The sequence below is a fragment of the Phyllobacterium sp. GQ127 genome, assembly GCF_059758635.1.
Genome location: NZ_JCAXDZ010000007.1, coordinates 1 through 25597, shown reverse-complemented (window position 1 = coordinate 25597; position 25597 = coordinate 1). Strand labels below are relative to the sequence as shown.

Below are 25597 nucleotides of genomic sequence, written 5' to 3'. Positions count from 1 at the left end.
CCCGTTCAGAATGAGCTGCCCACGGCAAATATAGTTGGATGAATTGACTGACACGGACACAGACTCGAGTTCAGGGGAATCAATTTACTGGAAGCAGAATCTATTGGTCTGCCTTCTCGGGTCGTTCACAACAATTGTTGCGATGACTTTGATACTGCCTTTTTTACCGCTCTACATAGAACAGTTGGGGGAGACAGGTCATGCCGCGATCGTCCAATGGTCTGGCATCGCCTATGGCGCAACCTTCTTCACCGCCGCTCTGGTCGCTCCATTGTGGGGCCGTCTTGCAGATATCTATGGACGCAAGCTGATGCTGATCCGCGCCAGCCTTGGCATGGCCATTGCCATGTCTTTGATGGGCATGGCCACAGAGGTCTGGCATCTCATTGTCCTTCGGCTGCTCACCGGCCTGCTTGGTGGTTACGCATCCGGATCGACTGTCCTTGTAGCCACACAAACGCCCAAAGCGAGAACTGGCTGGGCTCTGGGTACGCTTGCCTCGGGCATCATGGCAGGAAACCTTATCGGGCCTCTGATTGGTGGCGGACTGCCTCCGTTGATCGGCATCCGCGCAACATTCTGGCTGATAGGTGGGGTCATCTTTGTCACATTTCTCGCAACAAGCCTCTTTATCAAGGAAGAAAAGCGGCCGCCCAAAAGCCAGACGCAAAAGCAGAACAGCGGATGGAAGGCAATCCCGGACAAGCGCCCGGTAATTGTCATGCTACTGGCGGGAATGCTTTTGATGCTCGCTACCATGTCCATTGAGCCCATCATCACAGTCTATGTGGCACAACTCGTAGACAACCCGGCCCATATAACCATGGTTGCAGGAATTGTGATGTCTGCGGCAGCGCTAGGCAGCGTGTTGTCCGCATCCAGACTGGGCAGACTGGCGGATCGTATCGGGCACTGGAATGTTATCGTTGCAGCTCTCGGCATATCTGCCCTGCTGTTGATCCCTCAAGCTTTTGTGACCGAGGGCTGGCAGCTGGTCATTTTGCGCTTTCTGATGGGACTATCTCTTGGAGGGCTCCTTCCCTGCATAACCAGTGTTATCCGCCACAATGTTCCAGATAGAGTTGCGGGCAACATTCTTGGCTATGCGACATCCTCGCAATATGCAGGCCAAGTCATCGGTCCGCTCATGGGAGGATTTGTCGGTGGGCATTTCGGTATGCGAGCGGTTTTTCTTGGCACAAGCATATTACTTGCCGGCAGTGCGCTTTATGGATGGATCATCCGGCCCAAGCCCTAACGAGGCAGCTAACCACCCTGCTTTGCTGCTTCATGCAAGGCCGATCCCTCGAAACGATAGAACAACTTTTCCGGCTTCGGGACACCGCCTAACCCTTCATAGAAGGCACGCAAGCGCGGGTTGTCGCGATCGGCTGTCCAGTCGATGCGTGCATGGCCCCGCTCAAGCGCCAATTTTGCCAGCCCCTGTATCAGGCTTTTTCCCACGCCGGATCCGCGGTGTTGCTTTGAAACAAAAAGCTCTTTGAGAAACAGACCAGACCCAAGACCGGGTCCCGGATAGACTGGCGTGATCGCAGCAAAGCCCACAATCTGTCGCTGGGTGGCAACAAGAATTTCTGTACCTGTTGGCATCGAGGCCAAGCCTTCGAGTATTTTCTCGCGCGGCGGGCATGGTACATCGTAGTGCGCTTGCATTTCCTCGAATAGAGCAGCCAGGGCAGCGTGGTCCGATGCGCTTGATAGTCTCACTTCCAACAATTCAACGAACTCCAGGTTACAAGAATGGCAACTTCACATTGCCATTCTTGTACAATTTCATAACCGAAATCTATTCGCCCATGTTGACCGTGATTGGCGACAGCTTATTGGCTTTGAGACCGTATTTGTCGAGAAGAGCGTCATAGGTTCCGTTCGTCTGCAGCTTCTCAAGCGCCACTTTCACGGCATCGCGCAATTGTGGTTCGGATTTTAAAACCGGAATACCAGCCAATGATTGGCTGAACGCATCGCCAATTGTAACATATGTGTCAGGCTCGAGCTTTTGATTATAAGGTAGAGTTTCATTTCCCTGAGCGGCTGCCTGCAAACGCTGGCTTTTGATTTGAGTTCGGGCATCAGCAGACCCTTCCGTACCCGTCACGTTGATTGCAGGCTTGCCCTTTGCAACGCAATTTTTCTCGCTCCAGGCGGTAATTTGCGCTGGCCAGTCGGTTGAGCGGCTGGCACCGACGGACTTTCCGCAGAGATCATCTACTGTCTTGATTTCTGCTGCCATAGCCTTGGACGTATAGAACTGAGCACCCGACTTCATGTAATCAACAAAGTCGGCAGTTTCCTGGCGGGCCTTCTTGTCGCTCATTCCGGCCATTGCCAGATCAACGCGGCCTGTCTGCAAGGAGGGTAGCATTTGGGCGAAAGCGATTTCCTGCCACTCGACCTTTACGCCAAGCTCTTTGCCTATTGCTTCACCCAGATCAATATCGAAGCCCTGAAGCTCATTTGTAGCCGGGTCCTTATAGGTGATCGGCGGATAGTTTGGCATTGTCGCGATGACGATCTTGCCAGCGTCCTTGATACGCGCTGGAAGTTCCTGTGCTGCAGCCGGAAGGCTGACGACGATGGCAGCGCCCAATAGGGCAATCGTTTTATAATTGTTCATATTCTGTGTTCCTCTTTTATGTTTATGATATTTCAAGCCAATACGGCTGCGATAAAATCCTGTGTACGCTTTTCTTTCGGGTTACTGAGAATCTCTTGTGGTGTTCCGCTTTCAATGATCTTACCTCGATCCATGAAAACAACGCGGTTGGCGACTTCGCGCGCAAAGCCGAGTTCATGGGTGACCACAACCATGGTCATTCCGCTGGTCGCCAGATCACGCATAACATTGAGAACGTCGCTGACGAGTTCTGGATCAAGCGCTGATGTGGGTTCGTCAAACAGCATGAGCTTTGGCTTCATCGCCAATGCCCGGGCAATGGCGATGCGCTGCTGCTGGCCGCCCGAAAGCTCGCTGGGATAGGCGTTTTTCTTGTCCGTTAGCCCCACTTTTTCGAGCAAAGCCATCGCTTCCGGAATGACCGCGCTTTTGGTGCGCCTTTGCACAATGACAGGGCCTTCAATTATATTCTCAAGAACTGTCATGTGTGCGAACAGATTGAAGCGTTGAAACACCATGCCACTTGAAAGCCGCTGCCGCGCAATTTCCGTGTCATTAAGTTGATAAAGCTTATCGCCTTCTTGCCTGAAGCCGATGAGTTCATCGTCAATCCATATTGCACCGGAATCAATTCGCTCAAGCTGATTTATACAGCGCAGCAATGTGCTTTTTCCTGATCCCGACGGACCAATAATGCACAATACTTCACCATGTTCGATTTCCAGCGAAACCTTATCCAATGCCTGAAAATCACCGAAAAATTTGTTGAGATCGACTGCAACCACCATCGAAGACATCGTTACACTCCCTCCGCTTCCGTGGGTGTCACGCGCTTGACGTCACGGCGGCCCTGGCTTTTCGCATAATGCTTCTCAAGCAGATGCTGTCCGATAGAAAGTATGGTCACCACAACCAGGTACCAAATGGCGGAAACGATCAGCAATTCCATCACCCGGTTATTTGCATAGTAGACAGACTGCGCATTGCGCAAGATTTCGGCATAACCGATCACGCTGGCGACTGATGTGAGCTTGACCATGCTGATGACTTCATTGCCGACCGGCGGAATGATAACCCGCATCGCCTGGGGAAGGATGATCCGGCGCAGCATGGTAAGGCGGGTCATGCCAATAACTTTCGCCGCCTCGATTTGACCGTTGTCGACAGAGAGAATCCCGCCGCGCACCACTTCTGCAGTATAAGCCCCTTGATTGATGCCCAGTCCGAGCAGGGTCGCCATGAATGGAGTCATGAAATCGACGGTGCGCATTTCAAACAGACCGGGAATCCCCAATGTCGGAAAAATCAGTGCAAGGTTGAACCAGAGGAGCAATTGCAGAAGTAGCGGTGTCCCCCGGAAAAACCATATGTAGAATACGGCGACATATTTGAGCACCGGGTTCGGTGACATAATCATGATGGCAAAAACGACGCCGAGAAAAAGCCCCAGCGCCATAGCACAAATCGTCATCAAAATTGTGTTCCAGAGCCCCGACAGAATGGCGGGAGCTGTGAAAAACTGGGCGACTACCGGCCATGCGATCTGCCCCTGAGCGAATGCTTTGACAATTAAAGCCAGTGCCAGAATGATAAGGCTGGCAGCCAACCAACGTCCGTAGTGTCGCCGGGGCTGATGATGAAGATGAGCAATCGAATATTTTGCCGGAGGAATGGAGATGGTGCTATCGACGTTTGCCATATCTCTTACCTTTCAAATCGGGGACCGGAATAAAGTTTCAGCCACTCCTGTTGCTTGTTCAACAGATCACGCAGCCGCCCGATTTGTTCTTTAACCCTGTCAGGTGCCGTTCCGCCATAAGCTTTGCGGGCTTCAATCGCCGCTTTCGCGCTTAATGCTGACTTGATGGAAGGATGCAGCCGCGCATCAACAGTGGCTAGATCGTCCTCACTCAAATCCTCCAGACCGATCGACCGGTCCTCGCAATACCGCACCAAGGCCCCTGTAATTTCGTGTGCTTCCGAGAATGGCACACCATTTTTTGCCAACCAGTCAGCAACTTCGGTGGCCAGTGTAAAGCCTTCGACCGAGTGCTGCTGCATCCGGTCGACATTCACTCGCATTGTGCGGATAAGCCCGGTCATGGCAGGAACGACCAGTTCCAGCGCATCGATCGTATCAAACGCTGCATGTTTGTCTTCGGCCAGGTCACGATTATAGGCGAAGGGCAAACCCTTCAATGCGACCAGCATCGTCGTCAAACTACCGATCAAACGTGATGCACGACCGCGCGTCAGCTCCGCAATATCGCAGTTTTTCTTTTGCGGCATGATCGATGAACCCGTTGCATAGGCGTCATCCATTTCTATCCAGCGGAATTGCCGCGACGACCACAGGAATAATTCCTCGGCGAGACGCGACAAATGGACACCGAACATCGCCATGACAAAAAGGAATTCGGCGACGTGGTCACGGCTGCCGACCGCATCGATGGAATTCTCGCTTGGAGCATCATACCCAAGTTCCTGCGCGGAGATTTCCGGATGCATTGCAATGGCGGAGCCTGCCAGTGCCGCTGCACCCAGGGGCGAGCGCGCTGCACGGCGATCCCAGTCCTGTAACCGCTCAAAGTCACGGGCAAAGGTTTGAGCATGCGCAAGCAATTGATGCGCAAAGCTGACAGGTTGCGCCGGTTGCAGATGTGTGAAGCCAGTCGTCACTGTCTCGACATGCTGATTTGCCTGCCCAATCAATGCTGATTGGAGATTCAATATATCCAAACCGATCCTGTGGGCCACATCACGCAGATATAATTTCAGATCATTGGCAGCCTGATCATTGCGTGACCGTCCTGCGCGCAGCTTCCCCCCCAATATGCCAACGCGTTCTCCCAATACTCGTTCGAGAAATGTATGTATGTCCTCATCGGCTGGAGAAGGAATGACAGCGCCTGATCGATGCTCTTCTCCAATTGTCTGCAAGGCTGAACATACTTGTTCGGCTTCCGAAGCGGTCAGGATGTTGGCACGAACAAGCTCACGGGCATGAGCAGCCGAGGATGCAAGATCGTAGGGGACGAGCCGGAAATAGCTGCTTTCTGATCTTGATAGTGCTGTAAGCTCTGCAGACGGGCTCGCTCTGAAGCGGGCGCCCCACAGACGCGCGGATTGCTCAGCCATAATATCGTTCCCTTATTCTTGTTATTTTGAAGCTTATGGTTGTGCTTTAAGCGCGACAAACGAAATTATTTCGCGTAACCATTCCAAAATGGAATACCCTGCCACCAATAACTGACAGGCAGTCGAAATGGTTACCGGCCGCAACTATCCATCTACGCGCGCATTGCAAGTGATCGTCACGATTGCAGAGCAGGGAAGCACTACGGCCTGTGCAAGAGCTCTGAACATGACCCAGAGTGCTGTCAGCAAGCAACTTCAGACGCTCGAACAAATGGCAGGAACTGCGCTTTTCACGCGAACTCCCTATGGGCTATCCGCTACGGAAGCAGGCCGGATTTATGTCGCTGAGGCACGCGTGGCCTTGGGCGCTCTGGAAAACGCCACCTTGCGTATTGCTGCTTTGGGTTCATCACCAAATGCGATCAAGCTGCATATTCTGCCGATCATGGGAGACCGCTGGGTAATTCCCCGCTTCGCCGGGTTTGCTGATGAGCACCCCGAAATAGACGTTGAACTATCAACCTTTGCCACAACTGACTTGATCAACCAGGCAGACGCAGCATTTCGGTTTGGAGAGGGCGATTGGCCCGGACAGAACAGCTATTATTTGTTTGGGCGTCAGGTCGCGCTCGTGGGAGCGCCACACTTTCTTGCCAAAAATGGCGGCATTCAAAAGGCCGCGGATATTCGCTCATTTCCCCTTCTCGACCACAAACATACGCCCCTTCGCTGGAGCGAATTCGCTTCTGCTCACAAGATCACAAATTTCACTCCGGAACGCATTACCCACTTTGGCTATTATGCTCTCGTCATTCGTGCTGCAATAGCAGGGCAAGGTCTTGCCTTGGTGCCACGCGGCCTGATTGCCGACGAGCTTGAATCGGGCAAGCTTGCCAACCCGCAAGGCTTTGGTTTTAAAAGCAATTATGGCTATTGGCTGACCTGTCCTGATGACCGCCCTCAACGTCCTGCCATGCAGCTTTTCCTGAAATGGCTCCTGGAGGAAGTTGGCTCGATGCCCCCGGAAATGCGATAACAAAAAAATCATCGAATTGTCATGGAACCCAATGAACTCCAGACACATTGAAGTGTCAGTCTGGCGGATGATCATCCCGTCTGACGATTCTACATATGGAGGAAGTGATGAACGACAAGCGTTTTCCCATCCCTGTTATGATTACTCTTGGAGAAACCGGACAACGGGCGGTATCCAGCGTTTGGGAAGCGATCGAATGCCTTCGCAGTCTTTGGCCCGTGAAAAACGGGCCGGGTTATCGTCGCGCCTTGCAGGCATGTATGGACGCTCTCGATGGCTGGAAACCTGCTCATAAAGCCCGGCACGCCTTTATCCGCGCCGCTCGCGAAGCGGGAGTTTTTCTCGATACAAGGCTGCATCAATAGTGGCTGGGCGGCACCTCCGCCGCCTAAAGTCTTTCTGGCATAAATCAGTCAGCTTATGTGCGCCCGTGACCGCGGGCGTTTTGCGTTGAGTTCGTTAGAAAATATGGTGGGAGGCAAAGGCACCATATTGCGGATGATATCGGCACCCTTTTCACCAATCATGATCGTTGGCGCATTGGTATTTGCCGACGGAACACGCGGCATGATTGAACTGTCACAGACGCGCAGTCCTTCCATTCCATATACTTTCAACTCCAGATCAACGACAGCCATGCTGTCTGTTCCCATCTTGCACGTGCCGACCGGATGATGATCCGTCTTGGCGTTGGCGCAGCCATATTCGAAGAGCTCTGCGTCGGAGTTGTATTTCGGCCCCGGCAAACGCTCGGCGAGAACATAAGGCTTGAGTGCCGCTTGCTGCATGATTTCACGCGCGAGCTTCAGCCCTTCAATCGACATCTGGCGGTCATGAGGATCGCTCCAATAATTCGGATCGATTAGTGGTGCAGCAGTCGGGTCGCCGGAACGCAGGCGCACTGTTCCACGCGAACGCGGATGTAAATAGGCTGAGTTAAGGGTAACGCCTGCATTCTTCAAACGCTCTACTCCAGCCTCAATACCTGAGCCGAGTCCCAGGTGAAACTGAATATCTGGCGAACGCGCATCCGCGTCTGCATACCAGAAACCACCTGTTTCGAAGAGGCTTGAGGCAACCGGGCCAGAGCGGAACATCACATATTGAAGTCCTGCCCACAATGTACGGTGGAGCTTGGCGACGCCGTCATAGGTATGATCGCCAGTGCACTCGCTGATAACAAAAAGATCAAGGTGGTCTTGCAGGTTTTCACCAACCCCCGGCAGATCGTGCACCACTGAGACGCCTGCACTTGTTAGGTGATTAGCAGGGCCGATACCCGATTGCAGCAAAAGCTTGGGCGATCCTATTGCACCGGAACTGACCACAACCTCGCGATCTGCACGGATCACCTCGCGCCTGTTTCCTGTTATGACCTCCACACCAACAGCCCGCATACCCTCAATGACAATCTTCGCCACTTGTGCGCCCATACGTACCGTCAAATTCTTCCGGTTCTTTATGGGGGCGAGATAGGCCATCGAAGCGGAAGAACGCCGCCGATTGCGCTGGGTCAATTGGTAAAAACCAACGCCCGCCTGTTGTTCTCCGTTGAAGTCATGATTGTAGGGAATACCGAGTTCCTGCCCCGCCCGAATATAGGCATCGCAGATTGGCAAAGTGGCAGCGGGCATCGAAACACCGAGCGGGCCGCCATAGGAGTGGTAATCATCGGCAAAGCGCTGATTGTCTTCAGCTCTCTTGAAATAAGGTAGAATGTCCCGATAGCTCCAGCCCGTGCAACCATCCTCCTTCGCCCACAAGTCATAATCTGTTGCATTGCCGCGTGCATAAAGCTGCGCATTGATACTGGAACCGCCGCCGATGACCTTGGCTTGTGTATAGCGCAGAACGCGATTTTTCATGTGCTTTTGGGGCACGGTTTCCCAGCCCCAGCTGGCGACGCCCTTTGTCATTTTGGCAAAGCCTGCCGGCATATGAAAAAGTGGGTTCCAATCACCCCCACCCGCCTCAAGCAGGAGAACCGAAACATCTTCCTGCTCACTCAACCTATTGGCTAAGACACAGCCCGCAGGACCGGCGCCGGTAATGATGTAGTCAAAGCTTTTCATGTCAGAGCCTGCTTATTGAAAGGGCACCATCGGCATTGATAACGGAGCCCGTTGCAAAATCGAAATCTCCGCTGGCAAGTGCGACTGCAATACGGCCAAGATCATCCGGCTCACCCCAGCGCTTCATAGGCACTAGACCCTCGGAGATCAGCTTGTCGTATTTTTCGGCGACCGCAGCAGTCATGTCGGAGCGGATGATACCGGGGCGAACATCAAAAACACTGATGCCATGCTGCGCCAGTCTGAGTGCAAGCCCTTGCGTAAAGGAGGCGAGTGCCGCCTTTGTCATGCAATAATCGAGCCGTTCAGGCGATGACATTGCCGCCGACACAGAAGTTACGTTTATGATCGAGCGTGGATTTTCGACAGCTTTGTCTTGAAGCATTGCGCGAACAACAGCCTGTGTGAAGAATACTGTCCCACGCAGGTTAACGTCAAAAATCGCATCGTAATTTGCCGGGTCAAGATTAAGGAAATCACCCCGGACCTTCGAACCAATCCCTGCATTGTTGACCAAGCAATTGATCGGACCCAATGCACCGATAACAGTTTCCACCGCTTCGCCATGTGCAGAGAGATCGGCAATATCACTTTGGACAAAGAGCACTTTTGCACCGAGATTCTGCAATGTTTCGACTGCCGATTCACTGGCATTGTCGACTGCAATATCGGTAATCGCCAGATCGAACCCCTTGGAAGCCAGCGCCTTGGCAATTCCAAGGCCGATACCCCGGCGAGCCCCTGTGACAAGTGCAACCGGTCGCCGCATCAGTTCAGCTCCTTTGCAATAATGTAATCTGCCACGCGCAATGCTTGTGCGGCAATCGTCAGCGCAGGATTGACCGCAGCAGAGGTTGGCAAGAACGCGGCATCAACCACAAAGAGGTTCGGATGCTGATAAGCCCGGCAATATATATCTAGAGGTGCAGTCGAAGGATCATTGCCCATGCGCGCCGTCCCACACTGATGCGAGGGAGTTTTTCGATCAAAGGCTTTGGAGACAACCAATGGAAAACCAGCCGCACGAAGCACGGTCTTGATCTCGGCAACCAGTTTGAGATGTGCTGGCCAGTTGCTCCTTATCCACTGCAGAATGATTTTGTCACCATCAATTCGGACGCGGCTTTCCGGCTTTGGTACGTCCTCGCTCATGGCTAGAAAATCCACCGTATGAGCGCAGAACCTTTGCAGCAGCCACTCCGGAACAAGTTTCAAATCTGATTTCAAAACGGGTGCACTAATGCGGCCAAGGAGTTGAACATTGCCTAGTGGCGCGCCACCTTTTCCGTCCGAGAGATAAAAATCGTTGAAGCCCAAGGTTTTTTGATAAACGGAATCATTTCTAAAGCGCGGATCAAAGCCAATGACAGCCGAAAGATTATGATTCATGAAATTGCGCCCGACCTGATCGGAGCGATTAGCCAACCCTGTTGGATTGGCATCATTGGCAGAACGCAAAAGAAGAACCGCAGATTGCACCGCACCTGCGGACAGAATCACAAGCTTCGGCTTGATCGAAAAGCGTTGACCGCTGCGTTCATAGTGGACAGCAGTAATCATTTTACCATCAGCGGCTGTTTCAAGCCGGATGACGCGGGAGTTCGTCTGAAGCTGAACGTTTGCATGCTTCAACGCAGCGGCCAAAGCAGTGGTTTCAGCGTCCATTTTTCCATTGAAGCTATTAGGATGGGCATCCCAAGGGGTCTTCCCGTGTGAAAGCCATGTGTCGATATCGACACCGAGCGGCAACGAGAACGGATGAACGCCAACACCTTTGAGCCGCTGGCGAAGCAAGCCGATAGGCGCTTCATCCGGCACTGGACTGAAATCATATGGTCTCGAATGTTCCGGCTCAGTCGGGTCTTCCCCAAGCGCGCCCCGCACTTGAAATAACGCCTCGGCTTTGCCGTACCAAGGCTCAAGCTCCTCATAGGAGAATGGCCAGGCCGGAGAAACGCCCTCCATATGCTGCATTTCCTTGAAATCCTCAGCACGATACCGTGTAAGCACCGCACCATAAAATTTCGAGTTGCCACCTACATTGTAGTAGTTACCGGGATTGAAGGCTTTCCCCTGCTCGCCATACCAAGTCTCATTCGGTCGGAAGACGCCTTGTTGAAAAATGGCTCGTGGGTCACGGTTTTCGGGGCGTTCGGGAAGATGATCGCCCGCTTCCAGAATAAGTATGTCAGCACCTGACGCGGCAAGTCCCGCCGCCAAGGTGGCGCCGCCCACGCCAGAGCCTATGATAACGATATCAGCAGTTGTCCGCGGTTGCATATCCATTGACATGAGCCCTGACCCATCAGCGCCTCAATCAGGCACCGATACGGAGTTGTGATGTTGGGTCAAAGAAAACGGCTTTATCCAAATTAAACGATAGCTGTGTCTTTTGCCCCGGCAGAATACGCGCATCGGCGCGTAGACGCGCCACCACTTCCTTACCGCCGAGCTTGGTCACAGCAAAAGTATCGGATCCTGCAGGTTCCACCACTTCGATCAGGCATTCGCCTTCGACCAAAGATGCTGCGTTCCTGTCTGCACCGTCCGGGTCGGTGAGTGCTTCAGGGCGGATGCCGAATACAACCTCCTTGCCATCATAAGTTGCGAGCGCCGCATTGGTCTTTTTGATTGGGAGCCTTAATGGTGCTGCATCCGGACGCTCCAGAGATACGTGAAGGTCTGATGCTCCTCCATCAATCTTCGCATGAAGCAGATTCATCGCGGGCGAACCCATGAAATCCGCTACAAAAAGATTGGTCGGATTATTGTAGATTTCCGCTGGCGTTCCGAACTGCTGCAAAATTCCGTCCTTCAGAACGGCGATTTTGGTAGCGAGCGTCATGGCCTCGATCTGGTCGTGGGTGACATAAACAATCGTGGTTTTCATACGCTGATGCAGGCGTTTGATTTCCGTGCGCATATCAACACGCAGCTTGGCATCCAGGTTCGATAGCGGCTCGTCGAAGAGAAACACTTGGGGGTTACGCACAAGCGCCCGCCCCATGGCAACGCGCTGACGTTGACCACCGGAAAGCTGGCTTGGCTTGCGATCCAGCAAATGGCCAATCTGCAACATGTCGGCAACCTGTTTGATTGCCTTTTCGCGCTCGGGCTTCGGAACACCACGAATTTCCATACCGAAGGCAATATTACCACCAACTGTCATGTTGGGATAAAGCGCATAAGACTGAAAAACCATGGCAATATCGCGCTTGGAGGGATGCAGCCCGCTAATCGACTTTCCCTTAATGGATATGTCGCCCGACGTGATCGGTTCAAGGCCAGCGATGGTATTGAGAAGCGTGGACTTGCCGCAACCGGATGGACCGACGAGAACGAGAAAGCCGCCCTCATCGATCTCAATATTGATATCCTTCAGGATCGGCACATTGCCGTATGATTTATGCAGGTCTTTGATTTGGAGAAATGACATTGAATTATCCCTTCACGGCGCCGGACATGAGGCCGCGGACGAAATAGCGTCCGGAGACGATGTAGACGATGAGAGTTGGCAGCGCAGCGAGAATGGCGCCAGCGAAATGCACGTTATATTCCTTCACACCCGTGGATGAGTTGACAAGATTGTTCAGGGCAACCGTCATGGGCGTGCTGCTGAATCCGGAAAACGACGCACCAAAAAGAAAGTCATTCCAGATATTGGTGAATTGCCAGATCACCGACACAACAATGATCGGGCCAGAGGAAGGCAGCAGAATGCGCCGGAATATCTGGAAAAAGCTCGCGCCATCTATCTGTGCAGCACGCACAAGTTCTGTTGGAAATGCTTCATAATAATTGCGGAAATACAGCGTCGTGAATCCCAGCCCATAAATGACATGAACAAGAATCAATCCCTGAATAGTGCCCGCCATGTTTAATATGCCGAGGACACGCGCCATCGGAATGAGCACGATTTGAAATGGTATGAAGCAACCGAGGAGCAGCATGCCGAACATTACATTCGAGCCGCGAAACTTCCACTTTGTCAGAACGTAGCCATTCAATGCGCCGAGGATTGTCGAAATCGCAACGGCGGGAACAACCATGATAATCGAATTGATAAAGTAAGGCCGAAGGCCCGTTGGCTGCACGCCGATCTGGGCGGTTGACCAAGCGGACAGCCAAGGCTCGATTGTCCATTCGCGCGGCGGAGACAACATCCCACCCTGCCGGATTTCATCAAGCGTCTTGAGCGAATTCACCACCATTACATATAGCGGCAGGAGATAGTAAAACGCGAACAACAACAATGCCGCATAAATGAGAATACGCGTAAGCTTGCCGCTAGAGATCGCATTATCGGGGCTGGGAGCACTCATTTGTTGCCTCCCCGGATTTCCGAATAAAGATAGGGAACAATGATCGAAAAGATCATGATCAGCATGATGATTGCCGACGACGCCCCTATGCCCATCGAGTTACGAGTGAATGTATAGGAATACATGAAGGTTGCAGGCAATTCGGTGGCCTGCCCCGGTCCGCCGCCTGTCAATGCTATGACCAGATCGTAAGCCTTGATAGCAAGATGGGCGAGCACGACGAAAGCGGAAAGAAACACGGGGCGCATCAGCGGAATGATGATACGGCGGTAAATCATGCTGGTCGATGCGCCATCGATCTGTGCCGCCTTGATGATTTCATTATCAACACCGCGTAGCCCTGCGAGGAACATGGCCATGACAAAGCCTGACGATTGCCACACAGCTGCAATGACAACCGTATAGATCGCCATCTTTGAATCCTTGATCCAGTTGAAGGAAAAACTCGCCCAGCCCCATTGATGCATGGTGTTTTCAAGCCCGATGCCCGGATCGAGGAACCATTTCCATGCAACGCCGGTCACAATGAAGGATAGCGCCATGGGATAGAGATAAATCGGGCGCAGGAAACCTTCAATGCGGATTTTCTGATCCAGCAGAATAGCCAAACCAAGCCCGATAACCGTGCAAATAATAATGTATAAGGAGGCGAAAATGCCGAGATTGGTGATGGCGCGCCACCAATGCGGCAGGGCCCACAATTTGCGGTAATTTTCCAAACCGACGAATCCATAAGTGGGCAGCATTTTGCTGTCCGTAAAGGACAAGACGCCCGTATAGGCAATGAACCCATAGACGAAAATCAATATGATCAGGAAGCTCGGTCCTAATACCAGCTTCGGTATAAGGTCCTGTATGCGGCTGCGGGTATCCATAGCCTCACCCCTTCAATTAAGTATTATTATCGCTGCCGCGCAATTGCGGAAAACTGTTCGGGGCGAAATCGCCCCGAACAGAGATGTATGCTCACTTGGCAGCGTCAACGGCTGCAACAAGTTCCTTGACAGCATCTTCAGACGACAGATCGCCGTTGAACTGGCGTGTTACCACGTCATAAATCGCATTCTTCACGGCAGCCGGGTTGGCATGGCCGTGAGCCATCGAACCATAGAGCGTGCCCGCCTTGTTGGCTTCGGCAAGATCCTTGATCGCCTTCTTGCCGCAAGCATCAAAGTCTGTGTCCGGAACATCGGTACGGGCAGGAGCAGAACCCTTGACCACGTTGAACGCTGACTGGAAGACAGGGTTTTCGATTGCCGAAGCCATAACGAGCTGGGGCTTGGCCTTTTCTTCACTGACCTTAAACATTGCAAACTGGTCAGAGTTGAATGTCACAGACCCTTGGGTGCCGGGGAAGCGCATGCAAACAAAATCCTTGCCTGGCTCCTTCTTGGCTTTGACAAATTCACCCTTTGCCCAGTCACCCATGAACTGAAGGCCGGCCTTGTTCTCGATGATCATGGCGGACGCAAGATTCCAGTCGCGACCGGAGAAATTATCGTCCACGTAGCTGCGCAGCTTGGTCATGCGGTCGAAAGCTTCCTTCATTTTCTCGCCGCCCAGAGCAGCCGGATCAAGATCGATGAATGCGGCCTTGTAGAAGTCATTGCCGAGCGACAGAACGACAGCATCGAAAATCGTCGCGTCCTGCCAAGGCTGACCACCATGAGCGACTGGTGTAATGCCCTGCTCCTTGAACTTGTCGAGAAGAGCAATCAACTCGTCCCAGTTTGCAGGTTCCTTGCCACCGGCCTTGTCCAGCGCGGCCTTATTGATCCAGATCCAGTTGGTCGAATGCACATTTACCGGGGCTGCAATCCAATGGCCGTCATATTTCGAGAACTTCTGCAGAGCTGTCGGGATTACATCGTCCCATTTTTCTTTCGCTGCAACTTCATCGAGATTGCCCAGCGCGCCTTGCTTTGCCCAATCGAGAATGTCAAAACCCAGCATCTGCACCGCTGTCGGAGCATTTCCCGCTGTGACGCGAGCACGAAGAACTGTCATGGCTTCTGTACCGCCACCACCAGAGACAGGCATATCAGACCAGCTGATACCCTTGCCTTCCAAATCCTTCTTCAGCACTTCCAGTGCTGTCGCTTCACCACCGGATGTCCACCAGTGCAGAACCTCAACGTTTTCAGCAGCGCGAGCTGCTGTTGCAACACCCATCAGCATGGCTGCTGCGGCAACAGTATTCATCAACTTTTTCATTTAGTCCTCCCGTGAGAAAAAAGAGATAAAAATCCAACAAACCGACTGAAGTTCCCCCAAGTCCGGAACATTCATACAGCATGCAGAATGGCTCTTACAATCGATTTAATTGGTCGACCATACTACTTTCCTACTACCTATATGCATGTTCAATGTCTTGGTTTCCGTGTAGTCCTCGACGGCATGCCGCCCGAGTTCCCGGCCAAGGCCGGATTGCTTGTATCCCCCAAATGGCAGCTCCGATGCGCCATCCATGAAGGTGTTTATCCATACCGTACCCGCCCGCACCCGGCGTCCCACGCTCAGGCAGGTGTCGAAGTCTCGACTCCAGACGCCTGCGGACAGCCCATAGTCAATGGAATTGGCTATACGAACCGCGTCGTCCAAAGTATCGAATGTCAGAACTGATAAAACGGGCCCGAAAACCTCCTCGCGCGCAACTGCCATTTCGGGCTTCACCGCAGAGAGAATTGTCGGCGACATGAATTGCCCCATACCCAGGTTTAGCGGCTCGCCGCCGTGGCTGATATCTGCTCCTGACGAGGCGGCATTGCGAACATAATCATTGATTTTCGTCAGGTGTTCAGGCGTGATAATGGCCCCAACCTTGGTGTTAGGATCAAGCGGATCGCCGACTTTCACGCGAGCGGACAAAGCCGCGACGCGGGCCACAACGTCATCCGCGATGTCCCGATGGACAATCAGGCGCGACCCGGCATTGCAGCACTCACCTGCATTGAAATAAGCCCCAAAGACAGCCGCATCGATAAAGTCATCCAGATTTGCATCGGGGAATACGATCTGGGGATTCTTGCCGCCCAGTTCCAGCGATACTTTTTTCAAAGTCTGTGCAGCATTCGCCATCGTTAGCCTGCCAACCCCGGTCGAGCCGGTGAAGGAAACCATGTCGACATAGGGGTGCGTCGTCATCGGCGCGCCAACTTCAGGACCTGTTCCGACAATTATATTGACGACACCCGAAGGAACGCCTGCTTCCATCAATATTTCGCCAAGCAGCAGAGTTGAACCCGATGTGAGTTCCGATGGCTTGACCACTGCGGTGCAGCCCGCAGCAAGCGCAAATGGCAGTTTTTGACTGACGATCAGGAATGGAAAGTTCCAAGGCGTAATGATGGAGACAACGCCAATAGCCTCGCGCAGGACAACGCCCAATGTTCCGTCACCAAGTGTGTTGTAGCTTTCGCCATGAAGATCACGACCCAGTGCAGCAGCATAACGCCAGATATCCACTGCACCGCCAAGCTCGGCATTTGCCTGACTTATCGGTTTTCCTGACTCAATGCAGTCAAGATAAGCAAGCTCGTCGGCACGGGCAGCGATGAGATCGGCTGCTTTAAGCAATATATTAGAGCGTTCTGCGCCCGTCATATACGGCCATGGGCCAGTATCAAACGCAGAGCGCGCGGCAGCGATTGCGCGCTCTGCGTCAACTTTCGTACCCGCCTGATACCGTGAGACCACAACGCCATGTCCCGGACTTTTGCGCTCAATAACATCGCCCGCAGCGCCATTGGTCCATCTGCCATCAATCAGCATCTGGAATTCACGCACCTTGAAATTTTCAAGTGCTTGTGGACGTACCAGAACTGTCATTACCATTCTCCTTTGAACGCGGGCTCACGCTTTTCGGTAAATGCCGAAACACCTTCTTTCAGGTCCGCTGTCTTTGCTACGAGGATCGAGCCTAGGGCTTCGACCGCTGTTCCATTGTCTTCGCCATTGGCAGAAGCGATCATGAGTTTTGCCACTTCGATGGCGGATGGTCCGCGTTTGGCAATGCGTTCTGCATAAGCCTTGGCGGTATCGAGCGCAGTGCCTGTTTCAACCACATGATCGACAAGCCCTAGGGCGTGTCCTTCGTCAGCACTGAAAACCTCGCCACCCAAAGCCATCCGCCGCACAGCCTGCGCGCCAAACCGCAATGTGAGGCGCTGCGTGCCCGACCAGCCGGGGATCATTCCCAAGCCAGTTTCCGGTAGACCAAGCTTGATATGCGTTTCTGCAATACGGATATCCGCAACCGCAGCAAGCTCGAGCCCGCCACCCAGTGCATGCCCGTTAAGCGCTGCAATCAGCGGCATCCGCAAAGTCGCAAGGCGCTCGAAAACGCGATGACCAAAACGGACCCAGGCATGTCCGAATTCATTTGGCGTCATTGCTGCCCAAGCCTTGATATCACCGCCAGCGGAAAACGCTTTTCCCTCTCCTGTCAGGACTGCGACACGTACCCGGCCATCAGCTTCAACTGTGTCACAAGCCGCGCTCAACTCCTTCAACATGTCGATGTCCAGAGCGTTCAGTTTTTCGGGCCGCGCAATGGTTATGATTGCGACATGACCGTCAATTGAAACGTGGATACGAGCCTCAGTCATGGAGTGTCCTCGGCTTTTTCTGTGGCAGTTTCAGACCAAATGGCTCCGAGGCAAACAGATGGGCGTCCATTAGTTTCAGATCGCGCGCAACAACCAGCGGGAAATCGGATTGATCGAGAATATGCGCTTGCAGATCGATCCCCGGCGCGATTTCCGTCAAAACCAGGCCTTCTGGCCGTAGAACCATAACGCAGCGTTCTGTCACGTAAGTGATGTCCTGACCCTGTTCTATCGCCCGGCGGCCGGAGAAGGTGACATGTTCGACTTCGTTGACAAGCTTTTTAAGCTTGCCTTCCTTCTCGATAACAAGTTTGCCGTTTTCGATATGGACTTTCGCACCGGCATTAAACATGCCCGAGAAGACAATCTTCTTTGCCCTTGCCGTGATATCGACAAAGCCTCCGGCACCCGCCGTAACGTGAGGACGGAAACTGAGCTTTGAAACATTGACCGACCCGGACTTGTCGATTTCCAGAAAAGAAAGAAGCGATGCATCGAAGCCCGCGCCTTGGAAATAGGTAAATTGGTGCGGTGAAGGAACAAAAGCTTCGGCATTGGATGCACAACCGAATGCGAAGTCCAGCAGCGGGATGCCACCGACCGGCCCTTGCTCGATCACCCAAGTGACAGTGCCATGCAGGCCTTCTTCAAGCAGAATGCGAGGCACATTTGCTGAAATACCGAAACCGAGATTAACGGCGCTGCCTGCCTCCAATTCGCAGGCAACCCGGCGTGCAATCACTTTTTGAATGCCGAAATCAGCGAGGGCAAAATCCTCAAGCGGATGAGAAATTTCTCCGGAAATTGCCGGATCATAAATGGTTTGCGTGGTTTGTTTCTGATCTGGATCTACAATAATATAATCGACCAGAATGCCGGGCACGCGCACATCATGCGGCTTCAAGGACCCGCTTTTGGTAATTCGCTTTACCTGCGCAATAATAATTCCGCCGTTGTTGCGCGCGGCCAATGCTTGATCAAAACCACCAAGATAGGCGCCCTCATGTTCGTAAGTCAGATTGCCGCGCTCATCGGCAGTCGTGGCACGAATGATCGCAACCTGTGGAACAACAGGCTTGAAGAACAACCATTCCTCACCCTCGAAATTAACCTTCCGGACGAGTGCTTCTTTCGCGGCTGAGGCATTCATAGCGCAGCCCTGCCGGTCCGGATCGACAAATGTATCCAAACCAATCTTGGTCAATACGCCCGGACGTTTGGCGGCGGCTTCGCGATGCATATCAAACAGAATGCCGGACGGAACATTATAGGCCGCAACCTCATCATTACCGATCATTTGCCAGATCAAGGGCGGCTCAGAAGATGAAGGTCCCGACGGATAGGAACCACCGATAATCTTTTTCAGCAGGCCCTTCTTCGCAATGTAATCGACGCCCTTAATGCCACTCATATCACCGGCTGCGATTGGGTGCAGCGTGGTGAGGTCGCGCGGATGCCCCGTTGCATTGAAACGGGCACCAATTGCCTTTAGCATCAGATCTGGACAGCCGAGACCACTTGATGAAGATACCGAGACAACGGCTCCATCAGGGATGAGTTCTGCAGCCTGTTCTGGTGTTATGTGCTTGTTCATACTTCTTTTTCGTTCTTCTCAAAGACCAGGATCAATTGGTTGGGTCACCCCGGTTTTCGCCGCTTCCGCTACAGCCAGACCCGCAGCCAGCGACCAAAATCCATCTTCGCCGTCTGCTGCCGGTTTGCCGTTTCCGGCTATTGCTGCGTGAAATTTGGCGATGCCAGTTTCGTAAAGGTTTTGGTGATCGAGTTTTAATTCGAATTCGCCATCGGCATTGCGCAATGTCACGATGCCGACGGGCTTTTGCGACATCACATTACGGCCAACGAGAGATCCTTCAGTGCCATGCACCTCGAATCCGGTATCGGCGTATTTGGTTGTGAACCCGTCATGAAACATGGCGATCAAGCCGGATTTGAAGCGCATGACGCCCATCACGGCATCAGCAAGATCAGCCTTAGCCAAACCGCTTTGTTGAGTGGAAGCAATGACTTCTACCGGATCATCGCCCAAAACATAACGCAACGTATCCGTATCGTGTACGGTGATGTCGAGGATGACTCCACCACCCGCATCCGGGCGATCAAGTCGCCAGCCCTGCAAATGCGGCGGCAAGTAAACAGCGTGAAATACCCTCGCCGCCAGTGGCTTGCCGATCTTGCCGGCGGCAATCGCATCACGCATGGCTGTATGGGTCGCGGCATTGCGCAGATGATGGTTGGTGGCGAAGACAACATTCGCAGCTTTGCACGCGGCCACCATCGCCTTCGCATCGTCCAGACTGGTCGCCAAAGGCTTCTCGCAAAGCACGTGTTTTCCGGCCTTTGCCGAAGCCAGAACCTGATCTTTGTGCAGCTCGTTGGTAGTGGAAATATAAACGGCATCAATGGGTTGTCCGCTCAGTAATTCGTCCAGCGCCGTAACCGAATGAGCAATGCCATGATCGGCGGCATATTTTGCACCGCGCTCGGCATTGGCGCTCATGACTGAAACGATCTCGCCGCCATTGGCGCGGATTGCATCGATCACCCATTCATGCGCAATCGTGCTGGCCCCGATCAATCCCCAACGTATCACTCTATTTCCTCCAATTGCTTTACAGGTGCACCGCAGCTCTGGCGAACGACGAGCCGTACCGAAGTCGTGATCGCCTCCTGATCCCGTTGCCCCGAATTGATTTGCTTGAGCAGCAGCTGGGCTGCTCGCTGGCCCATTCCCTGAGGATCAACAGATACAGTTGTCAGTGCCGGCACCGCAGTCTTCGCCTCGATCACATCATCGAAGCCTATGATTGCAAAGGATTTTCCGGGCTCAAGGCCATGGGCGCGCAGACCATCGCAAACACCAAAAGCCACAGCATCATTCAAGCATAGTGCTGCTGTTGGGCGCTCTGGAATAGTCATTAGACGCTCCAATGCGACGACTCCGCCAGCGCGTGAAGGCGCCGAATGAATGGTGTATTTTTCTTCCGCCGCGATGCCCGCATCCTGCAACGCATCGCGATATCCGCGAAGTCGTTCACCAAACACGGCTGTATCCTGGAAGCCGCCCATGAAGGCGACCCGGGAATGTCCCAGCGAGATCAAATGGCGCACAGCCGCTTTTGCACCGGCATAATTATCGGACAGAAGTGTCGATACTTTTGCGCCGGGCAGATTACGCACAACGACCACAACCGGAATGTCGCCGCCCACTAATGCTTTGATATCACTAGCTTCTGTTCCCCGCGCCGGTGACAGGATCAACCCTGCAATACCGTTCTCCCGCATGGAAGCGATGACCTCGCGTTGGCGGTCGACGCTCTCGCCGCTATGGGCAAGGAACTGAACATAACCAGCCGATTGAACCACCATATCCATCCCGACGGCCAGTTCGGCGAAGAAACTATTGGTCAAATCATTGACGACAATGCCAACGATTTTCGATTTGGACTGACGAAGATTGGCGGCGCCGCGATTATAAATATAGCCAAGCTCCTTGATGTGAGCATTGACCTTTTCACGGGTAGTCTCGCTGACGAGAGGGCTTTTCTGGAGGACCAACGACACAGTGGATTTCGACACACCAGCGGCGCGCGCAATATCCACGATGCTTGTTCTGGTTCGGCTCAAAAGCATATCCTCCAACCTATGCGATATATAATTGGAACGTTCCAAAAAGGTCAAGTGAATATTTAACACAACCTAACACACCGATTATTCCATTTATGGTAGAAATTTTTGGGGAATTTTCGTGCATTCTTCGGCAAAAATCCGCAGCTTTTTGGCTATACGCTCCCATTACACGCCGACCTTCATCCAATTTCCATTTATTGCTTGTATTTTGGATCGTTCCAAAATATTTGTGACTTGTTCGATGGGAGCCAAGCAATGACCCACACCTTGAAGTTGCCAGATCAGGATAGTGCAATCTGCGATTACAAGCTGATAGGCACCCCAATTGCCTTTCCAGCCAGCCCGCCAGTCTTCAATCGCATTGCATACGCAGCTGCGCATATTGTTTCTGATCCGCTTCGGGATTCGACACCTTGGGGTTCGCCAGCCATTGATTGGGATGCAACCTTGGCGTTTCGTCACCACCTCTGGTCACTTGGTTTCAAGATTGCAGAGGCGATGGATACAGCGCAGCGCGGCATGGGGGTCGATTGGCCAGTTGCACGCGAGTTAATCCGCCGGTCACTGGCAGAGTCGCGCACTGTTCCGGGTGCTGATCTTGCCTGCGGTGCCGGTACAGATCAGCTTGCACCCGAAAACGCCAAGACGCTTCAGGATGTCATCGACGCCTATGAAACCCAGATTGATTTTATTGAGGCTGAAGGTGGACGCGCAGTAATGATGGCCAGCAGAGCGCTGGCCCGCATAGCTCGCTCAGCGGAAGACTATCGCGCTGTCTATGGAAATATTCTCGCGCAGACGCGTGAGAAAGTCGTGCTGCATTGGCTGGGTGACATGTTTGATCCGCAACTTGCCGGTTATTGGGGTTCCTCCTCTTTCGACAAGGCGCTGGAGACAGTGCTCGCGATTATCAATGACAATAGAGACAAGGTCGAAGGCATCAAGATTTCCCTCCTCGACAATGCCAGCGAGATCGAACTGCGCAAACGCCTGCCGGAAGGCGTTCTCTGCTTCACCGGCGATGACTTCAACTATGCGGAACTGATAGAAGGTGATGGGGAACGCTACAGCCATGCTTTGCTCGGCATTTTTGATGCGGTAGCCCCCTCGGCCTCCAAAGCGCTAGCTCATCTCGCCAAAGGTGAAACACAGGCATTCCGTTCAATCATTGAGCCTACTGTTCCGCTCTCGCGCAAAATTTTCGAAGCCCCCACACAATATTACAAAGCCGGCGTTGTATTCCTCGCCTGGCTCAACGGCCACCAGCCACATTTCATCATGCCCGCAGGTATGCAATCGGCACGCGGCATTGTTCACTATGCGGATATTTTCCGTCTCGCCGATCAGGCAAACGTTCTGGACAAGCCTGATTTAGCAGTGGCCCGCATGACGAGCCTGATGCAGGTCTACGGATTGTAAAAATGGGATAACGACCATCTAAGCCAAAAAGAGCATTGATTTTTGTAATGTTATTTAATAACTAAACGCATTTCCTATAGACGGCACGGCGGAATTTTCTGCTCAAGCATCGTCAATTTTCGTCAGCTCTTTCCAATCCAAGGAGGTCAACGCGCTGATCCATTTGCGCAGCAAAGGCACGTGCTGGAGTACGTTTAACCATCCGTCCCAAGTTTATTTTAAATTTTGCATATTTCCGGAGTTCATTATGAAGATCGACTTTTTGAGCAATTCAAACCGCTCACCCCTTTCGTACCATAGTTCTTACGTTCCCTCGAAGAGAACAGGCCATCTCAAGTTTTGGAAGGCCGCAAAATTAGCATCAATTGCCGGGATCGCTTGCTTTTGCCTCAATCCTCTCGCCCAGGCAGACCCTGCCCCAGTCGTAAGTGTGGTCGGCAAACAAGGAGACAACGGTCAGGTAGGAGATGATAGCCATGATGACAAAGAGGAGCTTGGCGGAACCGGAGGATCAGGCGGTGTGGGCGGTGTGGGCATAACCATTTTGCAATCAAACGATCCGACCTATAATGGCAATGTTATCGGGGGTAATGGTGGCATAGGTGGGCAAGGCGGCAAAAAACACCATATCCACACGAAAGAGGAAGTTGGCCACTCCGGAAAACACCTTGAAATGAGAGGTGGCTCAGGCGGTTACGGTGGAGTAGGCGGACTAGGCATTTTCGTGAAGAGGGACGAATTGACTTTTCACGGGACCGCAACCGGCGGAACTGGTGGAAAAGGTGGCTCAGGCGGCGAAGGTATGGAAGTCGATGGTGATGCTATTACATCAACCGCTCCTACCAATGATCCCTCTAATATTCCGGGCGAAAAACAATATTCCTCTGCAGAGGAACACAATGGCGGAGACGGCGGAAAAGGCGGAGACGGTGGCGTCGGCATTTATGCAAAAAAGCTGGAAAATAACGGCACAATTATCGGCGGCACAGGCGGCTTAGGCGGTGATGCGGGCTATGGCAACAATGGCATCGGTGCTCATGGGCAAGGCGGCAAAGGTGGCATCGGTGCCAGCGTTGCTGATCTGCTTAATAAAGGAAAGATTCAAGGTGGCATTGGCGGTAGTGGTGCCGGAAAACCAAAATTTGGCCTCGGGGGTAATGGTGGAACAGGTGTCCTTGGCCGCAGGGACAGTATTATAGTTAATGATCAAGACATTCTGGGGGGCATTGGCGGGCAAGGTGATTCAAGCATGGCCTCTGGCGATGGCGGCGCTGGCATGGAAACGATGTCCGGCAGTCAAGTTACCAATAATGGTACTATCCGGGGTGGTGACGGCGATGCCAACACTCAGGGAAGAGGTGGTATAGGCGTATCTCTTATAGGAACTCTTATTAATAACGGAACCATAAGTGGTGGTGACGGCGGTAGAATACGCTCGCTTGTGAAAACACCGGACATGCCCGAAGCGATCAGGGGGACAGACAGCCTTGGGGTCAATGTTGGCAAGGGTTCTGGTAGTACGATCATCAATAATGGCACTATCACCGGCGGTTTTGGCCCGGACAACCAACAAGGCGAGGCCATACAGTTTTCCGAAAAGGCCGAGGACGGCGCACTTATTCTACATGCCAAATCAAATATTATTGGTAACGTAATAGCCAAAAAATCGATCAGTTTGAAACTAGGCGGTACGCAAGCAGCAAGCTTCGATGTCTCCAAAATTGGCCGCGCAGCGCAGTATCGCGGTTTCGGCGCATTTTCGAAAATTGATAGCGGAACCTGGACACTTGAGGGTGAAACAGACGCTGTTATGCCTTGGGCAGTCTCTGGGGGTACGCTTGCAATTTCTTCGAAGCGAGGTCTTGGCGACGACAAGGGGCAACTCAATTTAGACGGCGGCACTTTGAAAACGATAAAGGAGATGGAGCTGACAAAGTCTATTCTCCTCTCCGACAAGGGCGGAACAATCGAAAATGAAAAAGCCCTCACCCTTTCCGGCCCTATTCTTCAATCTGGCCCCTTTACAAAGACGGGTGCAGGTCGTCTCGCACTGCTTGCGAAGAACACCTATAAGGGCGAGACAATTGTTGAAAGCGGCGAATTAAATATCGCGGCAGGAGCGGCAATTACCTCCAACACCACTGTCAAAAGATTGGGGCGTCTGTCTGTAGATGGCACAGCGCAAGATGTGACGCTGGACAGTGGCTCCCGCATTTCCGGTGTCGGAACAATAGGTGATCTGACTGTAAAGTCCGGCGCAACGGTTTCGCCGGGCAATTCGGTTGGCACGCTTCATCTTGGCAAGGATGTCACTTTTAACAAGAGCAGCATTTTTGACGTCGAAATCAAACATGATTTCTCTCAAGCGGATCAATTGTCGGTTCAAGGTTCGGCAAAACTTCTTGGCGGTGTGGTCGACATACGGCTTGAAAATGATTTAGCAGTTCTAACTGAGGATATGGGCAAGAGCCTGCTCTCAAAAAGCTATAATATCCTCGTTGCAGCCAATGGTGTTACGGGCCAGTTTGACGGCGTCTTGTCGCGCTATAATTACATTAACCCGAAATTGAACTATGCCGCGACCCAGGTGGTACTCGGTTTTGAACTCGCGCCGACTGTAAAGAGCGCAAAAACTCAAGATCTGGAGAAACAGCTGGCAGAGGTTGAGAGCGCTGGCATTGCTGCTGATGCGGATGCCAAGCCATTGGCAACGC

At 52.7% G+C, this 25597-nt stretch carries 22 protein-coding genes; 5 read left to right on the top strand and 17 right to left on the bottom strand.

Annotated features, from left to right (window positions below):
• Nucleotides 1-43: 43 nt before the first annotated feature.
• On the top strand, nt 44-1258 hold the full coding sequence (locus AC6CHM_RS20525; protein ID WP_336440505.1) for an MFS transporter: 1215 nt from the start codon (nt 44-46) through the stop codon (nt 1256-1258).
• 8 nt (nt 1259-1266) lie between these two features.
• Here AC6CHM_RS20525 and AC6CHM_RS20520 read toward each other — a convergent pair whose 3' ends face one another.
• The 5 genes from AC6CHM_RS20520 to argH all read right to left on the bottom strand — a co-directional run bounded on the left by AC6CHM_RS20520 (nt 1267) and on the right by argH (nt 5776).
• Entirely contained in the window at nt 1267-1728 is a 462-nt protein-coding gene (locus tag AC6CHM_RS20520; protein WP_498174681.1) for a GNAT family N-acetyltransferase, read from the bottom strand.
• A gap of 79 nt (nt 1729-1807) precedes the next feature.
• Nucleotides 1808-2638: an ABC transporter substrate-binding protein gene (locus tag AC6CHM_RS20515; protein ID WP_115054684.1), complete on the bottom strand. Its 831-nt coding sequence runs from the start codon at nt 2636-2638 to the stop codon at nt 1808-1810.
• 32 nt (nt 2639-2670) lie between these two features.
• Nucleotides 2671-3435 carry an amino acid ABC transporter ATP-binding protein gene (locus tag AC6CHM_RS20510; RefSeq protein WP_115054683.1) on the bottom strand — a complete coding sequence of 255 codons (765 nt, stop codon included), beginning with the start codon at nt 3433-3435 and terminating at the stop codon, nt 2671-2673.
• A gap of 2 nt (nt 3436-3437) precedes the next feature.
• The gene (locus tag AC6CHM_RS20505) at nt 3438-4337 is read right to left on the bottom strand and encodes an ABC transporter permease subunit (protein WP_115054682.1); all 900 of its coding nucleotides are present in this window, start codon (nt 4335-4337) and stop codon (nt 3438-3440) included.
• A 5-nt stretch (nt 4338-4342) separates the two neighbouring features.
• Complete coding sequence (gene argH, locus AC6CHM_RS20500) at nt 4343-5776, bottom strand: argininosuccinate lyase (protein WP_115054681.1); 1434 nt, start codon at nt 5774-5776, stop codon at nt 4343-4345.
• Nucleotides 5777-5903: 127 nt separating this feature from the next.
• Here argH and AC6CHM_RS20495 point away from each other — a divergent pair, with 127 nt between their 5' ends.
• Both AC6CHM_RS20495 and AC6CHM_RS20490 read left to right on the top strand, forming a co-directional pair.
• Nucleotides 5904-6812, top strand: coding sequence for a LysR substrate-binding domain-containing protein (locus tag AC6CHM_RS20495; RefSeq protein ID WP_307281952.1), 909 nt, complete (start codon nt 5904-5906; stop codon nt 6810-6812).
• 107 nt (nt 6813-6919) lie between these two features.
• Nucleotides 6920-7177 carry a DUF982 domain-containing protein gene (locus AC6CHM_RS20490; protein ID WP_115054679.1) on the top strand — a complete coding sequence of 86 codons (258 nt, stop codon included), beginning with the start codon at nt 6920-6922 and terminating at the stop codon, nt 7175-7177.
• Between the two features lie 48 nt (nt 7178-7225).
• Here AC6CHM_RS20490 and AC6CHM_RS20485 read toward each other — a convergent pair whose 3' ends face one another.
• The 12 genes from AC6CHM_RS20485 to AC6CHM_RS20430 form a co-directional block, all read right to left on the bottom strand.
• Nucleotides 7226-8884 (bottom strand): GMC family oxidoreductase, encoded by a 1659-nt coding sequence (locus tag AC6CHM_RS20485; RefSeq protein ID WP_498174504.1) that lies wholly within the window; start codon nt 8882-8884, stop codon nt 7226-7228.
• A 1-nt stretch (nt 8885) separates the two neighbouring features.
• The gene (locus AC6CHM_RS20480) at nt 8886-9653 is read right to left on the bottom strand and encodes a 3-ketoacyl-ACP reductase (RefSeq protein WP_115054677.1); all 768 of its coding nucleotides are present in this window, start codon (nt 9651-9653) and stop codon (nt 8886-8888) included.
• Nucleotides 9653-11176, bottom strand: coding sequence for a GMC oxidoreductase (locus AC6CHM_RS20475; protein WP_498174501.1), 1524 nt, complete (start codon nt 11174-11176; stop codon nt 9653-9655). The genes AC6CHM_RS20480 and AC6CHM_RS20475 overlap by 1 nt, the downstream gene beginning before the upstream one ends.
• 25 nt (nt 11177-11201) lie before the next feature.
• On the bottom strand, nt 11202-12320 hold the full coding sequence (locus AC6CHM_RS20470; RefSeq protein ID WP_115054675.1) for a sn-glycerol-3-phosphate ABC transporter ATP-binding protein UgpC: 1119 nt from the start codon (nt 12318-12320) through the stop codon (nt 11202-11204).
• Between the two features lie 4 nt (nt 12321-12324).
• Complete coding sequence (locus tag AC6CHM_RS20465; protein WP_115054674.1) at nt 12325-13206, bottom strand: carbohydrate ABC transporter permease; 882 nt, start codon at nt 13204-13206, stop codon at nt 12325-12327.
• Entirely contained in the window at nt 13203-14081 is an 879-nt protein-coding gene (locus AC6CHM_RS20460) for an ABC transporter permease subunit (protein ID WP_115054673.1), read from the bottom strand. Before AC6CHM_RS20460 ends, AC6CHM_RS20465 begins: the two co-directional genes overlap by 4 nt.
• Nucleotides 14082-14172: 91 nt before the next feature.
• Complete coding sequence (locus AC6CHM_RS20455; protein ID WP_498174498.1) at nt 14173-15420, bottom strand: ABC transporter substrate-binding protein; 1248 nt, start codon at nt 15418-15420, stop codon at nt 14173-14175.
• A gap of 105 nt (nt 15421-15525) precedes the next feature.
• Complete coding sequence (locus AC6CHM_RS20450; protein WP_498174496.1) at nt 15526-17034, bottom strand: aldehyde dehydrogenase family protein; 1509 nt, start codon at nt 17032-17034, stop codon at nt 15526-15528.
• Nucleotides 17034-17813 carry an enoyl-CoA hydratase/isomerase family protein gene (locus AC6CHM_RS20445; protein ID WP_498174494.1) on the bottom strand — a complete coding sequence of 260 codons (780 nt, stop codon included), beginning with the start codon at nt 17811-17813 and terminating at the stop codon, nt 17034-17036. The genes AC6CHM_RS20450 and AC6CHM_RS20445 overlap by 1 nt, the downstream gene beginning before the upstream one ends.
• Nucleotides 17806-19407 (bottom strand): acyl CoA:acetate/3-ketoacid CoA transferase, encoded by a 1602-nt coding sequence (locus AC6CHM_RS20440; protein WP_498174492.1) that lies wholly within the window; start codon nt 19405-19407, stop codon nt 17806-17808. The genes AC6CHM_RS20445 and AC6CHM_RS20440 overlap by 8 nt, the downstream gene beginning before the upstream one ends.
• Nucleotides 19408-19425: 18 nt before the next feature.
• Nucleotides 19426-20427, bottom strand: a complete 1002-nt coding sequence (locus AC6CHM_RS20435; protein ID WP_498174490.1) for a Gfo/Idh/MocA family protein — start codon at nt 20425-20427, stop codon at nt 19426-19428.
• Nucleotides 20424-21461 (bottom strand): LacI family DNA-binding transcriptional regulator, encoded by a 1038-nt coding sequence (locus AC6CHM_RS20430; protein ID WP_307281928.1) that lies wholly within the window; start codon nt 21459-21461, stop codon nt 20424-20426. Before AC6CHM_RS20430 ends, AC6CHM_RS20435 begins: the two co-directional genes overlap by 4 nt.
• A gap of 258 nt (nt 21462-21719) precedes the next feature.
• On the opposite strand from AC6CHM_RS20430, the gene AC6CHM_RS20425 reads away from it, so the two are divergent.
• Together AC6CHM_RS20425 and AC6CHM_RS20420 are read left to right on the top strand one after the other, a co-directional pair.
• On the top strand, nt 21720-22883 hold the full coding sequence (locus AC6CHM_RS20425; protein ID WP_307281925.1) for a dihydrodipicolinate synthase family protein: 1164 nt from the start codon (nt 21720-21722) through the stop codon (nt 22881-22883).
• A gap of 247 nt (nt 22884-23130) precedes the next feature.
• Nucleotides 23131-25597: autotransporter-associated beta strand repeat-containing protein (locus AC6CHM_RS20420; protein ID WP_498174488.1), on the top strand; the 2467-nt coding region annotated here is incomplete at its 3' end.

What these genes read in the sequence shown, in the direction of transcription:
- AC6CHM_RS20510 (WP_115054683.1), bottom strand. Translation starts at nt 3,435, where the DNA reads ATGTCTTCGATGGTGGTTGCAGTCGATCTCAACAAATTTTTCGGTGAT.
- AC6CHM_RS20440 (WP_498174492.1), bottom strand. Translation starts at nt 19,407, where the DNA reads ATGAACAAGCACATAACACCAGAACAGGCTGCAGAACTCATCCCTGAT.
- AC6CHM_RS20425 (WP_307281925.1), top strand. Translation starts at nt 21,720, where the DNA reads ATGACCCACACCTTGAAGTTGCCAGATCAGGATAGTGCAATCTGCGAT.
- AC6CHM_RS20470 (WP_115054675.1), bottom strand. Translation starts at nt 12,320, where the DNA reads ATGTCATTTCTCCAAATCAAAGACCTGCATAAATCATACGGCAATGTG.
- AC6CHM_RS20475 (WP_498174501.1), bottom strand. Translation starts at nt 11,176, where the DNA reads ATGTCAATGGATATGCAACCGCGGACAACTGCTGATATCGTTATCATA.
- AC6CHM_RS20480 (WP_115054677.1), bottom strand. Translation starts at nt 9,653, where the DNA reads ATGCGGCGACCGGTTGCACTTGTCACAGGGGCTCGCCGGGGTATCGGC.
- AC6CHM_RS20455 (WP_498174498.1), bottom strand. Translation starts at nt 15,420, where the DNA reads ATGAAAAAGTTGATGAATACTGTTGCCGCAGCAGCCATGCTGATGGGT.
- AC6CHM_RS20515 (WP_115054684.1), bottom strand. Translation starts at nt 2,638, where the DNA reads ATGAACAATTATAAAACGATTGCCCTATTGGGCGCTGCCATCGTCGTC.
- AC6CHM_RS20465 (WP_115054674.1), bottom strand. Translation starts at nt 13,206, where the DNA reads ATGAGTGCTCCCAGCCCCGATAATGCGATCTCTAGCGGCAAGCTTACG.
- AC6CHM_RS20445 (WP_498174494.1), bottom strand. Translation starts at nt 17,813, where the DNA reads ATGACTGAGGCTCGTATCCACGTTTCAATTGACGGTCATGTCGCAATC.
- AC6CHM_RS20460 (WP_115054673.1), bottom strand. Translation starts at nt 14,081, where the DNA reads ATGGATACCCGCAGCCGCATACAGGACCTTATACCGAAGCTGGTATTA.
- AC6CHM_RS20485 (WP_498174504.1), bottom strand. Translation starts at nt 8,884, where the DNA reads ATGAAAAGCTTTGACTACATCATTACCGGCGCCGGTCCTGCGGGCTGT.
- AC6CHM_RS20505 (WP_115054682.1), bottom strand. Translation starts at nt 4,337, where the DNA reads ATGGCAAACGTCGATAGCACCATCTCCATTCCTCCGGCAAAATATTCG.
- AC6CHM_RS20450 (WP_498174496.1), bottom strand. Translation starts at nt 17,034, where the DNA reads ATGACAGTTCTGGTACGTCCACAAGCACTTGAAAATTTCAAGGTGCGT.
- argH (WP_115054681.1), bottom strand. Translation starts at nt 5,776, where the DNA reads ATGGCTGAGCAATCCGCGCGTCTGTGGGGCGCCCGCTTCAGAGCGAGC.
- AC6CHM_RS20490 (WP_115054679.1), top strand. Translation starts at nt 6,920, where the DNA reads ATGAACGACAAGCGTTTTCCCATCCCTGTTATGATTACTCTTGGAGAA.
- AC6CHM_RS20495 (WP_307281952.1), top strand. Translation starts at nt 5,904, where the DNA reads ATGGTTACCGGCCGCAACTATCCATCTACGCGCGCATTGCAAGTGATC.